The sequence below is a fragment of the Clostridioides sp. LIBA-7678 genome, from assembly GCF_056716065.1.
This window is the reverse complement of record NZ_CP196987.1, coordinates 2,517,434-2,534,864: the sequence shown is the minus strand read 5'-3', so window position 1 is coordinate 2,534,864 and position 17,431 is coordinate 2,517,434. Positions and strand designations below refer to the sequence as shown.

13 protein-coding genes are annotated in these 17,431 nt (G+C 26.6%); all 13 read left to right on the top strand.

Annotated elements, in window-relative coordinates; translation table 11 throughout:
- The first annotated feature begins 51 nt into the window (after positions 1-51).
- The 13 genes from ACTG46_RS12195 (at position 52) to ACTG46_RS12135 (ending at position 17,353) form a co-directional block, all read left to right on the top strand.
- Positions 52-855 (top strand): sialate O-acetylesterase, encoded by an 804-nt coding sequence (locus tag ACTG46_RS12195; protein ID WP_054270701.1) that lies wholly within the window; start codon positions 52-54, stop codon positions 853-855.
- Positions 856-912: 57 nt separating this feature from the next.
- Complete coding sequence (locus ACTG46_RS12190; protein WP_054270700.1) at positions 913-1,800, top strand: ROK family protein; 888 nt, start codon at positions 913-915, stop codon at positions 1,798-1,800.
- An 18-nt stretch (positions 1,801-1,818) separates the two neighbouring features.
- Complete coding sequence (locus tag ACTG46_RS12185; RefSeq protein WP_054270699.1) at positions 1,819-2,664, top strand: MurR/RpiR family transcriptional regulator; 846 nt, start codon at positions 1,819-1,821, stop codon at positions 2,662-2,664.
- A 66-nt stretch (positions 2,665-2,730) separates the two neighbouring features.
- Complete coding sequence (locus tag ACTG46_RS12180) at positions 2,731-3,420, top strand: Crp/Fnr family transcriptional regulator (protein WP_479922888.1); 690 nt, start codon at positions 2,731-2,733, stop codon at positions 3,418-3,420.
- Positions 3,421-3,600: 180 nt separating this feature from the next.
- On the top strand, positions 3,601-6,240 hold the full coding sequence (locus ACTG46_RS12175; protein ID WP_219673332.1) for a diguanylate cyclase domain-containing protein: 2,640 nt from the start codon (positions 3,601-3,603) through the stop codon (positions 6,238-6,240).
- A 109-nt stretch (positions 6,241-6,349) separates the two neighbouring features.
- Positions 6,350-9,214: an EAL domain-containing protein gene (locus tag ACTG46_RS12170; RefSeq protein WP_054270696.1), complete on the top strand. Its 2,865-nt coding sequence runs from the start codon at positions 6,350-6,352 to the stop codon at positions 9,212-9,214.
- 182 nt (positions 9,215-9,396) lie between these two features.
- Positions 9,397-10,404 (top strand): anaerobic sulfite reductase subunit AsrA, encoded by a 1,008-nt coding sequence (gene asrA, locus ACTG46_RS12165; protein ID WP_479922887.1) that lies wholly within the window; start codon positions 9,397-9,399, stop codon positions 10,402-10,404.
- Positions 10,405-11,196, top strand: a complete 792-nt coding sequence (gene asrB, locus ACTG46_RS12160; RefSeq protein ID WP_054270694.1) for an anaerobic sulfite reductase subunit AsrB — start codon at positions 10,405-10,407, stop codon at positions 11,194-11,196.
- Positions 11,197-11,208: 12 nt separating this feature from the next.
- Positions 11,209-12,177 carry a sulfite reductase subunit C gene (gene asrC, locus ACTG46_RS12155; RefSeq protein ID WP_479922886.1) on the top strand — a complete coding sequence of 323 codons (969 nt, stop codon included), beginning with the start codon at positions 11,209-11,211 and terminating at the stop codon, positions 12,175-12,177.
- A 60-nt stretch (positions 12,178-12,237) separates the two neighbouring features.
- A complete protein-coding gene (locus tag ACTG46_RS12150) occupies positions 12,238-13,014 on the top strand; it encodes a formate/nitrite transporter family protein (RefSeq protein WP_054270692.1) in 777 nt (258 codons plus the stop codon).
- A 272-nt stretch (positions 13,015-13,286) separates the two neighbouring features.
- A complete protein-coding gene (locus tag ACTG46_RS12145; RefSeq protein ID WP_479922885.1) occupies positions 13,287-15,305 on the top strand; it encodes an FUSC family protein in 2,019 nt (672 codons plus the stop codon).
- A 221-nt stretch (positions 15,306-15,526) separates the two neighbouring features.
- Positions 15,527-16,387: an alpha/beta hydrolase gene (locus ACTG46_RS12140; RefSeq protein WP_054270690.1), complete on the top strand. Its 861-nt coding sequence runs from the start codon at positions 15,527-15,529 to the stop codon at positions 16,385-16,387.
- 96 nt (positions 16,388-16,483) lie between these two features.
- The gene (locus ACTG46_RS12135; protein ID WP_479922884.1) at positions 16,484-17,353 is read left to right on the top strand and encodes a radical SAM protein; all 870 of its coding nucleotides are present in this window, start codon (positions 16,484-16,486) and stop codon (positions 17,351-17,353) included.
- Positions 17,354-17,431 lie beyond the last annotated feature (78 nt).

Below are 17,431 nucleotides of genomic sequence, written 5' to 3'. Positions count from 1 at the left end.
ATGAAAATTGGATGTAATCAAAAAGTTAAAATTTTATAGAGGAGTTAAATCATGGAAAATATAGATGTATTTTTATTAATAGGACAAAGTAATGCCAGAGGATTAGGAAATCAAAAAGAGAGTGTTATTCCTAATGAAAATTGTTTTGAATATTTGAGTACTGATGAAATTATAAATATGAGGTGTGAGCTAGAGACTTCAGAAGGTGATGGTACTATAGCACCTGCATTTTCAAATGAATGGAATAAGTTCACTGGAAATAAAGTTTGTTTTATTCATAATGCAAAAGATGGGTCAAGAATAAAAAATTGGAATCATGATAATAACTGGTTTCTAAATGATACTATAGAAAAATTTAATGCAGGATGTAGTACTTTAAGTAAACATTATAATATACAAAGTAAGTATGTTATTTGGATTCAAGGTGAAAGTGATGCAAAATATGGTAGCGATGCCTTATACTATAAAGAAAGTTTAAAAAAGATTGCGTATAGACTTAAAAAAGAATGTATGATTGATAAAATGTTTGTAAGCTTAACTGGTTATTGGCTTGGAGAAGATGAATATTTTATTAGAACTAGACGAATTGCAGCAGCTCAAGAATCTGCTTGTAATGAATGTGATATACTGTGTGTGGGAAGTAAAATTGCTATGCAATTTCATGATAAAGGCTTAACTATTGACGATGTTCATTATACTCAAGAAGGTCTTAATATGCTAGGAGAGGACTTATGTAAAAATATTTATAAGTATCATATAACTAAGGAAAAAAGTGTATTAAGTGATACAATAGATTTATCAGAAGCAAGGAAATATATTTGTGAATTGGAAAAGATAAGTAAAAAATTTGTGTAATATAAGATTTTAAATAGAGTTGTTAATTTATAAAAATAATTTGTATGGAGATATGTTATGAAAAATTACGTTTGTATAGATGTTGGAGGTACTTCAATAAAATATGGATTTATTAGGGAAGATGGATTTATAATTGATAAATCAAGTATGGATACTGAAGCAAAGGAAAAAGGTGGAGAAGGAATATTATCTAAAATAAAACAGATAGTGAAAAAATATATAGAAGAAAATGACATAAGTGGTATATGTATATCTACTGCAGGTATGGTTGACCCAATTGAGGGGAAGATATTATTTGCATTAGAAGAGCTAATTCCAAACTATAAAGGTATGGAATTAAAAAAAGAGATAGAAAAAGAATTTAATGTAAAATGTGAAGTTGAAAATGATGTTAATTGTGCTGGACTTGGTGAGATGTGGATTGGAGCAGGAAAGGGTGCAACATCTTCTGTATGCCTGACAATAGGTACTGGAATTGGTGGTTGTGTTATAATAAACAATAAACTAATAAATGGATTTAGTAATAGTGCTGGTGAAGTAGGATATATGAATATAAATGGAAGTTCTTTTCAAGAGTTAGCATCTACTAGTAGTCTAGTTAAAAAAGTAGCAAAAATAAAGAGTTTAAATGAAAATGACTTAAATGGAAAAATAATTTTTGATTTAGCAAAGAATAATGACGAAGATTGTTTAAAAGAGCTCAATAATATGATAAAATCATTAGCAGTTGGAATCGCAAATATATGTTATGTAATAAATCCAGAAGTAGTAATTTTAGGTGGTGGAATTATGGCACAGGAGGAATTTCTAAAACCTAAAATAGACAAAGCATTAAAGGAGGTTCTTATAGATAGAGTTTACAAAAATACTAATGTAGAATTTGCAAATAGACAAAATGATGCAGGAATGCTTGGGGCATTATATAATTTTTTAAATAAAATATAAAGAATAGAAGGGTTTTTAATGAGTATTTTAGAACAATTGGAATCACCAACGTTTAAAGTCACAAAGTCAGATAAATTATTGATAACTTATATAAAAGAGAATATAGAGGATGTATTTTATAAGCCAATATCACAAATAGCGAAAGAAAGTAATATTGGTGAAGCAACTATAACTAGATTTGTAAAAAAGATGAACTTTAGTGGGTTACAAGATTTCAAGGTAACTTTAGCACAAGAGATATCAACCATGAACAAAAAAAATATTATAAATAAAAATATACAAAATGATGAACCAGCTTTGGATACAGCAAAGAAACTTTTAAATTCAAATGTAACTACTTTAGAGAATACTGTAGAGATAATTAATAGTACTGATGTTCACAATTGTGCAAGACTTATAATAAATGCAAAGAAAATTTATTTTATAGGTATTGGATATTCTGGTATAATAGCACAGGATTCAAACTATAAATTTATGAGAATAGGACTTAATTGTGTGAGCTTTGATAGTAGCCATACAATGATAATGATGTCTTCCATAATGGAAGAAGGCGATTTAATTGTAGCGATTTCACATTCTGGTGAAACTGAGGAAATCATAAAAACTGTAAAACTTGCAAGAGATAATAATGCTAAAATTATATCAATTACTGAAAATAAAAACTCTGAATTAAAGGATATTTCAGATGTACACTTATCTTATGTATCAGGAGAAACTGTATTGGAAACTGGTTCAATATCTTCCAAATTAGCACAATTTTTCATTATTGATTTAGTATATACACAGGTAGTAAAAGAACTTTCTAATGAAGCTATTGAAAGAAAAATTAAAACAACAAATGCTATAAAATTGTTTAAAGAATGAATAAAATAAGAAATTTGTAATGTTTTATAGAGCTTTCTTATAAATTTAGGAATGGAGAGATATTACATGTCTAAATTAAAAGATTATAATATTGATAAAGTAATGATTTTTAATAATTTATGTGATAAAACAAAGAATCAACTTAAGGAAAAAGCTAAACTAAAAAGATTACAAAAAAAAGAAATTCTATTTTATGAAAAAGATAGCTTAGACAGTGTTTATGTACTTTTAGATGGAAAAATGTCTATTTTTAAGATAAGTGAAAATGGTGAGAGAAAAGTAATTTTCATATTAAATAGTGGTGAAATTATAAATGATATTACCTTTGATTCTAGTAAAAATTCTACTGTAGGATGTGAGGCATTTGAAAACTCAATTGTAGCTTATTACAGTATAGAAGAATTTTTAGAAATTATGCAAAATGATTTTCAACTTACAAAAGATATTATCTCTTATATGGAAAGAAGAATAAGACGTCTATACAGACAGTTAAAAAATTCTATATCTATAAAAGTAGATAAAAAGCTTGCAGCAAAACTATATAGATTAAGTAAAGAATTTGGAGTTTGTTGTGGTGAATGGACTTTACTAAATGTAAACATTACAGTTACATATTTAGCTGACATGCTTGGATGTAAAAGAGAAACTGTTTCTAGAATGGTAAAAGTATTGCAAAAGGAAAAACTTATAAAGATTGATAGTAAAGGCTTTTATGTTAAAGAAATTGAACTATCAAAATACTTTAAAAGCAATTAATTGTAACTAAATAAAGACATTATTAAGAGAATCTATTTATAGATTCTTTTTTATTGTGTAATTCGCCAATATTTGTATTAAGTTTGTTGAAACAGCTGAACTCTGATAGTATAATTAGTTTAACAATAAAAAGTGGATATACATATGTTAACACAGCTTCTAAGAAAAGGATGTATTAAAATGAAAAATAAAAAGTTCATAGGCTATGCTCTAGGTTTTATTTTTATATGTATGTTTGTGATGATTTCGCTTTGGGATTTCACTTGTAATGTTAATTCATTAGTAGAAAAAAATAAAAAAATGCATTTAGAAGAACTAGCATTACAAAGTTCAAACGCTATAAACATCAAACTTAATTCGTTAATCCGATTTATAAATAGTATTTCTAAAACTATTTCAGATTCAGATAGCATGAGGAGAGAAGAATTAATAAAAATATTAAATGATGTATCAAAAGAATCTAATTTTGAAAAAATTTATATTGCATATCCAGATGGTACTGTTTATAAAGATAATAAAAAAGTAGATAATATATCACAACAGAGTTATTTTAAGAAAGCAATGAAAGGTGAGAGTAATATTTCTGAAATTATAAGTTCACCTGCAAGTAATGAAAGTAGTTTTATGGTAGCATCTCCAATATATAAAAATGATGAAGTAATAGGGGTATTGTATGGGTCTTATTATACAAGCAGATTAAGTGAATTTATAGATGGAAATAGTTTTAATGGAGAAGGACATACTTATGTTTTTGAAAAGTCAGGAAAACTTATCTTAAAGTCTACTCAAAGAAAAACTAATGATGACATAGATAATATTAGTGATTTTTTCAATTCAATTTCTTTTGGAGAAGATTATAATTATAAGAAATTTAGCAGAGATATATCAAACAAGAAAAGTGGATTCATAGAATATAAGTTTAATGGAAAAGATAGATATGCTATATATGCTCAAGTTGGCATAAATGATTGGTATACTTTATCTTTTATTCCAAAATCTTTAGTACTGAAAGATATTTCAGAAATAAACAAACTTGCAATTATATTAACACTTAAAAATTTCATATCACTTTTAGTTTTAATTTTAATTGTATTTTATAAGGAAAAAAAGTCAAAAGATAGAATTGTGAAGGCTAATTTAGAAATATCTTCACTTACTAATAATATACCTGGAGGAGTCTTTAAGTGTACAATAGGAGAAAAATATGAATTTGTATTTTTAAGTGATGGTTTTATAGACCTTTTTGAGTACACTAAAGAAGAGATAAAATCCATATTTGACAATAATTTTTATGATGTAATTTACAAAGGTGATATAGATAGAGTAAAGAAAGAGTTTGAATTTCAACTGTTGAAGTCAAAAGTAGTTGAAGTAGAATATAGGATGATTACTAAAAATGGAAATTTTGTATGGGTTGTAAATAAGTGTGAACTTATAAAAGATTCTGATGGAAAAGAGTATTTTTATTGTGTATTAGTTGATATAACAGATTTAAAAAGAACAGAAGAAGATTTGAAAATTAATGAAGAAAGGCTTAGGATTGCTTTATTTAAGACTTCTAATATAGTGTTCGACTATGATGTTAAAACGAAGTCTATACACAATTTTAGTGATGTTTCTTCAATATATGGATTAACGAAAAATGTCAAAAACTCAATAGAATATTTTGTTAATTCAAAAATAATACATAATGACTTTATTGATATTTTTGAGGAATCTTTTAATAAAATCGAAAAAGGTGAAGAAAGTGTAGTGTCTGTGATAAAAATAAAACAAGTTAGTGGCGAATACATATGGAATAGGATGACTTTAACTAATATATTTAGTGAAACAGATATGTCAATTAAAGCAATAGGATTGTTGGAAGATATAAATGAGCAGAAAAAAATTGAAATGCAATATAATCAAGAAGAACAGTATCGAAAAGCTATGTTATCTGAAGCAATTGCAATATATGAAGTTAATTTTTCTCAAGATAAACTTATATCAAATAATATAGATTCTAATAATAATTTAAATTTAAGGATTGATGGCAATTACTCTGATGTAATGAAGAATATTGCTGATGATATAATATTTATTTCAGATAAGGAAAATTTTAAAAATATGTTTCATCTTGAAAATGTTTTGGATTCATATAGCAGAGGCGTAAATGAGTTAAAACTGGAATATCGTAGATATGACAATAATGGAGAGCTTTTGTGGGAGCTATGCACAATGCATTTATTTAAAGAACTTCAATCCAATCAGATTAAAGGGTTTGCATATATTAAAGATATAGACAAGCAGAAAAAAGACGAGATGGAGCTTAAATTTAAAGCTGAACGTGACATCTTAACAGGAATTTATAATAAAGGAACAACAGAAATTTTAATAAAGAGATTTATTAGCTTAGAAAGTACAAAAGACAGTGTACATGCATTTTTTATTATTGATTTAGATGATTTTAAATCTATCAATGACAGTCTAGGTCATATTTTTGGTGATAAAGTTTTGGTTGAAGTTTCAACAAAATTAAATTCTATTTTTAGAGAAGATGATATAATTGGACGTATTGGTGGAGATGAGTTTGTAGTTTTTATGAAAAATATAAAAGATACAAAACACATTGAAAATAAAGCAATTGAGTTATGTAATGCATTTAGAAATTATTATACTGGAGAAAATAAGTCGTATAAAGTTTCTTGTAGTATAGGCATATCTGTTATGCCAAATCATGGAATAACCTTTATTGAGTTGTATAAAAAAGCAGATAAGGCACTTTATTATTCAAAACATCGAGGAAAGGACAGATTTATTATATTTAATGATTCTATTTAAGTTTTCAAATATAAACGATTGTTTATGCACTTTAATTAGATATTACATAAAATTAAATAAAAATAAATTAACTGTCTTCATATGATTTAGTCATAAAAGGAGTGGGACTATGAAGAAAAAATATAGATTTATTATTACTTTGGTTGTTTTTTTACTTTTGTTAAATCCATGCTTGATTTTAGCAGATTCTAATAAAGAAAAAGTGAGAGTGGGATATTGGCCTAGTTATGGAATCTCTGTTACAAAGGATGGTAATTTGTATGGATATACCTATGATTATCTTAATGCAATAGCTAAGATAAATAACTGGGAATTAGAATATATATCTTGTGGATGGAGACAAGGATTAGAAATGCTCAGAGAAGGAAAAATTGATATATTTGGAGCATTGCAAAAAAGTGAAGAGCGTGAAAAATATTATGATTATACAGATTTAAACTTTGGATATGAATATGGAGCATTATATGTAAATGAGAGGAACAATAGCATATCATATAATAATCTAAAGGAAATTGATGGAAAAGTGGTAGGGACTGTATCAGATAATCATTTTAAGAGTGTATTTGATGAATACTGTAAAAAAAATAAAATATCTGTAAAATATAAATATATTGAAAGTTCAAAAGAACTTCAAAAAGAACTTGAAAAAGGAACTATTGATATGTTACTTACAGGTAGTATTAGAGATATGCCAAATACAAAGGTAGCTCTACGCTTTTCATCAGAACCTATATATTATGCAACGACTAAAGGTAATAAGAAGATACTAGATGGTTTAAATTATGCATTAAAAGAGATAAAGCGAGAAGATATATATTATGATGGTAATTTGTTTAATAAACATTATAAAGATACTTCAATAGCTTCAGAAGGATTTTCTTTAGAAGAGAAAGAGTATATAAAGAAACATCCTACAGTAAAAGTCGTATCTGGTACAGATACATCACCATTATCTTTTTATGATAAAAATACAAATTCTTATAAAGGAATATCAATAGATATATTAAAATCAATTTCTAAAAACTCAGGTTTAAAATTTGAATATATAAAAGTAGAAAACTTTTCAGAAGGTTTAAAAATGGTTGAAAATGGTGAGGCAGACATATGTGCAAACATGTTTATGTCGCGGAGCACTGAGTTAGAACACAACATTATGTTTACTGATGGATATCTTGAAACTACTATGTTAGGCATAGCAAAAAGAACTATTAGAATGGATGAAAAAACTAAGGTTGCAATGATAAAATGGACAGGAATAGAGTCATTCGTAAAAGAATATTATCCGAACCAAAATGTTATTTTTTATCCAAATGCTAACAAATGTATAGAAGCCATAAAAAAAGGGGAATGTGATATATTTATTGGAAGTAATTATATATTAAATAATATAATTAATACTGACGAATTTGATGGTCTTATGTTTATGCCCATTGAAAATCAAGTTGTAGATATTGGTATAGGTGTTTCTGGAAAAACAAATTCAACATTATTGTCAATACTTAATAAATCTATTAGTAGAGTTACAGAAGAAGAAGTGGCAATTGCAGTTACAGGAAGTACAAAATATTTAGAACATGAAGTTACAATGTTAGATTTTATACAACATAATATGGTGGTATTTATTTTAATGGTAGCATTTATTGTATTCATAATTTCTGCAATATTTATTTTTAATTATAAAAGACAGGTAGAAAAATTAGAAAATGTAGCTTATGTCGACGAAGTAACAGGCATAAGAAGTTTATTGAAGTTTAAAATCGATGCTAATAAGCTTTTTGAGAAATATGGAGTAGATAAATTTGTTATATATTATATTAATATAGATAAGTTTAAGTATATAAATGATATGTTTGGTTTTGAGTTTGGGGATAATATTCTAAAGTACATAGCAAAGCAAATAGGAAAGAGCCTTTTTAAGGACGAGATATATGCAAGACTATCAGATGATAGATTTATTGTAATGACAAAGAAAAATACCATAGAAAATTTAAGAAAAAGAGCAATAGATTTTTTTGAAACAGTTAGTAAAAATAAAGAAAGAACATTCAAAATAGATATAATACTTAAATGTGGTGTATACTTAATTGATAAAGATGATGTCAATATTGATGTAATGATTGACAGGGCTAAGATAGCCTGCCAAACAATAGAAACTAATTATAAAAGTAAGGTAGCTTTTTATGATGATAAAATAAGGCTTTCTATATTGCGTGAGAAAGAGATTGAAAATAATATGGACAATGCACTCTTGAATGAAGAATTTGTAATTTACTTACAACCTAAATTTAATCTAAAAACAGGTGAAATTATAGGCTCAGAAGCTCTTGTTCGTTGGATGCATCCAACTAAAGGGATTATTCCTCCTAGTGATTTTATTCCTTTATTTGAAAAAAATGGTTTTATAGAAAAACTTGACCTATATGTTTGGGATAAGGTATTTAATGTAATGGCAAGATGGTTAGAAAATGGATTAGAAGTGTTACCAATTTCTATGAACGTTTCAAGAATCCATCTAAGTAATAGAAATATAGTAGCCAGTCTGACGTCTTTAATAAAAAAGTATAATGTACCTACATATCTCATTGAACTTGAGTTGACTGAAAGCTTATTTTTATCTAATATAAGTGTTCTCTTAGATATATTAAATGATTTACATGATATTGGATTTATTGTATCTATGGATGATTTTGGAAGTGGATATTCTTCTCTTAGTCTTTTAAAAAAATTATCAATAGATGTATTGAAGATTGATAGAGAATTTTTAAATGAGACGATTACATCTATACGTGGAGAAAAAATTATAAAGAATACAATTAAATTAGGTAAGGATTTAGATATGATAATTGTCGCTGAAGGAATAGAAACTGAAAGTCAACTGAATTTATTAAAAAATGCAGGTTGTGATATTGGACAAGGATATTACTTTGCAAAACCCATGGATATAGAATCTTTTGAAAAACTTGTATTTAAATGATTAGATTTTTAATTAAAGAATATAAATAATAAAAAAATATTAATAGAGTTTACTAAACTCTATTAATATTTTTTTTTATTTTTGAAACTGTGACAATTATCACAGAAGTATAGAAAATAAAGTGTTAAGATTTAAACAAGATAACAAGTAAGTAAAATTAAAATATAAGAAAGGTGATAAAAATGAAATTAAAATTAGATTCATCTAAATTCAATGAAGGTCTGAAGCATCTAAAAAAAGACTACAAAATATTTGCACCAGTTTTAATACCATTTAAAGGTACTTTTTCAGATACTGACATAATAAGATACCAAGAGGTAAACGATTTCGAAGAAATGGAGTTTGCTCAAAAGGCAAATTTCTCACCAAAAGAAGTGATACTCCCTATAAATCAAGTCTTATTTTATTTTACTGAAAAAGAGTTTAAGGAAAGCGATTTAGACGATAAGAAAATTTTGATTTTCTTAAGAGCTTGTGACATAAATGGAATAAAGAGACTTGATGAAATATATCTAAATAATGGAGAAGAAAAAGACTATTTTTATAAAAACATTAGGGATAAAGTAAAGTTTGTACTTGTAGGATGCAAAGAAAGCTTTAGAAATTGTTTTTGTGTAAGTATGGATTCTAATAAAACTGATAATTATTCAATTGGACTAAATATAGAAGGAAATACTCTATATTTAGATATAAAAGATAGTGAATTTGAAGTATTTAATGGAGAACCAGCTGAATTTAATGTTAATTATGTAACTGAGAATCTAATTTCTGTAGATGTACCAGAGAATATTGATTCAAATGAAATGATAGGAAATTCAATATGGGATGAGTATGATACAAGATGTATTGGATGTGGTAGATGTAATTTTGTATGCCCAACATGTTCATGCTTTACAATGCAGGATATTTTTTATAAGGAAAATGAAAACGTAGGTGAAAGAAGAAGAGTTTGGGTTTCATGCCAAGTAGATGGATATACAGATATAGCAGGTGGAAATTCTTTTAGAAAAAAACAAGGTGAAAGAATGAGATTTAAAGCTATGCATAAAATCAATGATTTCAAAAAAAGATTTGGATATCATATGTGTGTTGGATGTGGAAGATGTGATGATGCCTGTCCACAATACATATCATTTTCAAAATGTATAGAAAAAATAAATGATTTAGTGACTAGTAAGGAGGAAATATAAATGAATTCATATATACCAGTAAGTGCAAAAATAATAGATATAACTAAACACACTGATAAAGAATGGACTTTTAGAGTAAATTGCGATACAAAAGGTGTATTACCTGGAAAATTCTATGAGATATCTATACCTAAATATGGTGAAAGTCCAATATCAGTATCAGGGTATGGAGAAGACTATATTGACTTTACAATAAGAAATGTAGGGAAAGTTACTAGTGAGTTGTTTAATTATAAAGAAGGAGATTCTTTTTTTATAAGAGGACCTTATGGAAATGGATTTGATGTATCTCTTTATGAAGGAAGAGAAATTGTAGTAGTGGCAGGAGGAAGTGCTTTAGCTCCTGTAAGAGGAATAGTTGAACATTTTTATAACAATAAAGAAAAATGTGAAAAATTTAAACTAATAGTAGGATTTAAATCACCAAAAGATGTTTTATTTGCAGAAGATTTAAAAAGATGGAGTGAAAAACTTGATATCTTAGTTACTGTAGATGGAGCGGATGAAGGATATAATGGAAACGTAGGATTAGTAACAAAATACATACCAGAATTGGATATAAAAGATATAAATAATACTTCTGCAATTGTAGTTGGACCTCCAATGATGATGAAATTTACAGTAGGAGAATTTTTAAAAAGAGATTTAGATGAAAAGAATATTTGGGTTTCTTATGAAAGAAAAATGTGTTGTGGAATAGGTAAATGTGGACACTGTAAGATGGATGATACTTATATATGTTTAGATGGACCAGTATTTGATTATTCATATGCTAAAAATCTTATTGATTAGGGGGCGGAATTTGTGATAAGAGATTTAAATACTAAAAAAGTAATGAAAAATGCTTATAGAATTACAAAAACAAAATATAAAACTTCTTTAAGAGTTAGAGTACCAGGTGGTCTTATTGACCCTGAAAGTTTAACTATAGTTTCTAAAATTGCAAGTGAATATGGTAATGGTCAGATACACATAACTACAAGACAGGGCTTTGAAATATTAGGGATAGATATGGAAGATATGGAAGAAATAAATAAAATTATACAGCCTGTCATTGAAAAAATGAATATAAATCAAAATGAGAAAAATGCAGGGTATCCAGCAGCAGGAACAAGAAATATAGCCGCATGTATAGGAAACAAGGTCTGTCCAAAAGCGCAATATAATACAACTGAATTTGCTAAAAGAATAGAAAAAGCAATATTCCCAAATGATTTACATTTTAAAGTGGCTTTAACTGGATGTCCAAATGATTGTATAAAAGCTAGAATGAATGACTTTGGAATTATTGGTATGGCTTTACCAATATATGAAAAAGATAGATGCGTAAATTGTGGAGCATGTGTAAAAAAATGTTCTAAAATATCTGTTGGAGCATTAAAAACAGAAAATAATAAGGTCGTAAGAGATGGAGATAAGTGTATAGGATGTGGAGAATGTGTGCTTAATTGTCCAACAAATGCATGGACTAGAGATGAGAAAAAGTACTATAGGTTAGCCATAATGGGCAGAACAGGAAAGAAAAATCCTAGGTTAGCAGAAGATTTTCTTTTATGGGCAGATGAGGATAGCATAATAAAGATAATACTTAATACTTATAAATATGTAGAAAAGTATATAGATAAAGATGCTCCAGAGGGAAAAGAGCATATAGGATATATAATTGATAGAACAGGATTTATGGAATTTAAAAAGTGGGCACTTGAAGGAGTTCAACTTCCAGATATAACTAAGATGTATGAAAATATATACTGGAGTGGTGTTAAATATTAATAAATTAATTAAAATACATGTTTGAGTAAATTAAAAATTAAATAGAAGGAAGAGGGAATTATGCATAAAGAAACTTTGGATAAATTAACTAACGCAGCTATAAATAAAGTAAATTTATTAAATATGAGTAAAGTAAAATATTTAGTATCTTCTGCATTTGCGGGCCTTTATGTAGGAATAGGTATACTTTTAATATTTACTATTGGAGGACTTTTAACTGATGCAGGTTCACCTATGACTAAGATAGTAATGGGATTATCATTTGCAATAGCACTTAGTTTGGTTGTAATGACAGGGACTGAACTATTTACTGGTAATAATATGGTTATGTCTGCTGGTATGTTAAATAAAGGTGTAAGTATAAAAGATACTTCAAAGATATGGATATATAGTTGGGTAGGAAATTTAATTGGAGCTTTGATTTTAGGTCTTATATTTGTAGGAACTGGTCTAGTAGACAAAGGACCTGTAGCTGAATTTTTTGCGAATACGGCAGCAAGTAAAGCTTCCATGCCATTTATGGCTCTTTTCTTTAGAGGAATTTTATGTAATATTCTAGTATGTGTATCAGTATTATGTTCATTTAGAACTAATAGTGATAGTGCAAAAATAATTATGATATTCTTATGTTTATTTGCTTTTATAACATCAGGTTTTGAACACAGTGTAGCAAATATGACAGTTTATAGTGTTTCATTATTTTCATCAGCAATAAAAACAGTTAGTATTGGAGGAGCTATTTATAATTTAGTAGCTGTGACACTTGGAAATATTGTTGGAGGAGCTTTATTTATGGGGTTGGGCACTTATATATTAGGTAAAGAAAAACTTAAATAAATTTATTGTATAAACAAAATAACTCTCTTAATAAATATAACTTCAGTATTATTAAGAGAGTTATTTTTATTTTTTGAAAAAATATTTGAAAGAAAAATCATATGGGAGCATATGAATTTATATGTATATATACATAATAAAGTGTGTGATATTATGAATTATATATATATTATGAATTATAAAAGTTAGAATCCTTCCGTAAAAAAGACGATTTTGAATAAGGCAACAAATGTGATAAAATAGGTCTTGTTGAAATTTTTAGGGGGGATATGATGACAAAAAAACTGGTAATATCAAAAACAAAAATGTTTATTTTTATAATAGCATTTATTTCTGTATTTATATATTTATTTGGAAGTAAGAATACACTAATAGGTGTAGGTATAGTAACGGCTATGTTGACACTATTAGAAAGAGATTTAACCATTTCTCCAATTAAAAATTTACTAAAATATTTAGCAATAAATATAATTTTAGGAGTATTATCATTTTTTGCAGTACAAAATATGTATTTAGGAATTTTATTAAATTTTATAGCATTATTTATAATAGGATATGTGTTTAGTTATGACCTAAAAAGAGCAGTATATGTACCTTTTGGTCTAATGTATATATTTATGGTAAGTATACCTGTAGGAATAAGTGAACTTCCTATGAGATTGTCAGCTTTAGCTATTGGCGCAGTTACAATAATGATTGCCCAGTTTGTTATGAACAGAAATAGAATGAAAAATGTTGGTGATAAGGAACTAATATCTATATGTGATGAACTGTTAGAAAAAATTAGTCTTTTAAAAAATATTATTAATGATGATAATTCTATAAATAAATCTCATATTAGAAAAATGGATAGTTGTAATTATAGAATAAACTCTATATCCAAAAGTCTTAAAATGGTTATTTTTGATAACAGAAAAGATGACTTTTATATAAGTATTAAAGGAATAGACATAATAAATATTTTATTTTCATTAGAAAGAATAAATTTAATACTGGACAGATATAAGACAGATAGTAAAGAATTTGAGGATGAAGATATAAAAAATATTATAGAAGAAAGTAACACCAATAGTAAAGCAGACGTATTAACTGTAGGGTTTAAAGAAGTAAACTATATTAAAATGTGCTTAGAAAATAAAGATACAATAAGTGATAAAGAAATATTAGGATTTAGAGATTATGTTATTGCTCAAGATACTAAAAATATAAATTTAAAAGAAATTTATAATGTGTTAGAAAATTTATATGAATTTTTATTAGATTATAAAAAAGTAAAAACAAGAGATGAAAAAAAGGCTGAAAGAAAATCAAAGATACCAAAGGAATTTAAAAGACTATCAATATACAAGAAAAACTTCAATTTAAACTCTATAAGATTTTCTTATGCAGTAAAGATTGCTTTAGCTACATCTATAGCTGGATTTATTATGGACTATTTCCATTTAAGAGATGGGAGATGGATAATGTTAACTGTGTTCTCATTAACACAACCTTATGCAGAAAATTGCATTCAAAGGTCTAGAAAAAGAATAGAAGGTACACTTGTGGGAGCTATAATATTTATTGTTTCATTTTCAATAATAAAAGATAGTACATTAAGGTCATTAATAGTTCTCTTAGCAGGATATATAAACTCTTATGTAGTTGATTACAGGAAATTAATGATGTGTGTAACTGTTTCAGCTCTTGGCTCAGCAGTAGTTATGGGAGACCCTAATGTTTTAACCATAAGTAGGATTTCATATGTGGCATTAGGAGCCATTATTGCATTAATAGTAAATAAGTTTATATTACCATATGATGCTAAAACTGGTTATCAACATGTCATAGACATGTATAAAGGAATAGTTAAAAATATAATTGATGAAGTCAATAATTCTATAGAAAATGTGACTAATACTTATTACATAAAGAATTTATTATTGGTACCATCACTTATTGAAGATAGAATTATGTTGATAAATGCTATATATAAAGATAAATATCAAGAAGATTTTTTAGAAAATCAGAGATTACTAATAAGTAATATGTATAATCTATATATAAATATTAATAAGAATAAAATTAAAGATGAAGATATAGAAAAAATATTGAGAGATACTAATTATATTTCAAATTACAGTGTAGATAAGTATGATGAAGGAAGAATGATAATTTTAGAAAGTATTAAAAATTCTAAGAATATAGGTGACAAAATAATTTGTCTAAATTTGCTACAGACTTTAAATGGTGTCAACGAAATGTATAGAATAAGTGATATCACTAGAGTTTCAATAGAAGAAACAGCATAGATATTGATTTAATTAAACCATGAAATAGTCATATATTTAGAATAAAGTATATGACTATTTATTTTATATAAGATTAAAAAAATAGTATATAAAAAGCAAAAAACATATATTTATGAATTTTGTATGAAAATAGTTAAAATATTGATTTTTTTCATTGGTTGAAAAAACAATTTACTTAGGATAAACTATAATAGTATTCAAATATTATGGGGGTTAGATTTATGAGTAAAGATGTAAAGGTAAAGCGTAATAAGAAATATGATACATTTAGTATAACTATGGAACTTGAGAGACCTTTACTTTATGATGAGGTTGAAAACAAAGATGATAAAAATAATAATAATAAAAAACTTAATATAAAGAATAAAATATTCAAGGGAATAGGTATACTATTTGTATTGATTTTACTTGGTTTTTTCATATGGATAAATAAAACATATGAACCTCAAAAACTAGCAAAAGAAGCTTTGGTTAGTAATAGTAAAGTAGAGGTAACTGTAAATGGAAACATTTCATTTACACCAAAAGGAAGAAAAGTTTCAAAAGGTTTAATTTTCTATCCAGGGGCTAAAGTAGAAATAGAATCTTATGCACCACTTGCTAGAAAAATAGCAGAAAGTGGATATGAGGTAGTAATTGTAAAGATGCCACTTAATATAGCCTTACTTGGAACCAACAAAGCTCAGAAAGTTATGGATTCTTACAACAATATAGAGCATTGGGTAATAGGAGGTCATTCGTTAGGAGGAGTTGCAGCAGCAAATTTTGCACGTGATAATAAATTAATCGATGGAGTTGTATTTTTATCTTCTTATCCAATGGGTGATGAGTTGAAACAGCTAGGCAAAAAAGTTATATCTATATGGGGAAGTAAAGATGGTGTAGTCAATTTTAAAAGTCTTGTAGAATCAAAACAAAAACTTCCTGATGATACAACTTATGTTGAAATTGAAGGTGGAAATCATGCACAATTTGGAGATTATGGAAAACAAAAAGGAGATAACGATGCTATTATAAGTCAAGAAAAGCAACTTAATATTACTGCTAATAGTATTATTAAATTTTTAAAGAATATATCTTAAATTAAAATTTAAAGTCTATAATTATATAAAGTATTATTTTAATTAAATATTAATAATATAATAGAATGAAGATTCGATTACAAGGGGGATTTTAATATGGAATATGATATGCCACTGTATAGACCACCAAGTGAGGCTTATAGTCTTATAATACAAGTCACACTAGGATGTTCTCACAACAAATGTACATTTTGTAGCATGTACAAGTCAAAAAAATTTAAAATAAAGCCATTAGAAGTAATAAAAAATGAAATTGATATATTTAGAAGACATTATAGACATGTAGAAAGAATATTTTTAGCAGATGGAGATGCATTGATAATACCAATGGAGAAATTAAGAGATATAATCTTATATGTAAAAGAAGTTTTTCCAGAATGTGAAAGAATTACTTTATATGGCTCACCTAAATCTATAGAGAAAAAATCTGATGCTGAACTTAAAGAGTTAAGAGAACTTGGTGTTAAGATGATTTATTTAGGACTTGAAAGTGGAAATGATGATGTATTAGAAGATATTAAAAAAGGATTTAATAGTGAACAATTAATAAAAGTTGGTAAAAAAGTTAAAAAAAGTGGTATCAAATTATCATCTACAGTAATAGCAGGTATTGGAGGAACTAAAAAAACACATCAGCATGCAGTTGACACTGGAAAAATGTTAGGAGCAATTTCTCCAGACTATGTTGGTGTACTTAGTTTAATGGTAGAACCTAATACTGAACTTTATGATTTACTTCAGGCAGGAGAGTTTACAATATTGGAAGATAAAGCTGTATTACAAGAAATTAAAGAGATGATAAAAAATATAGATGCCAATGAAAAAATTGTATTTAGAAGTAATCATGCATCTAACTATGTTAACTTAAAAGGTATATTACCTGATGATAAGCAGCGTTTAATTGATGAGATTGATTACTATCTAAGTAATCAAAAATTAAAAAGAGAAGAATATAGAAGGTTGTAGCTTTTACCTATCAATACATATTGATTGATAAGTAAAATGCTAAAATTGTCTAAATTGAAAAAATCATGCTACATTAAT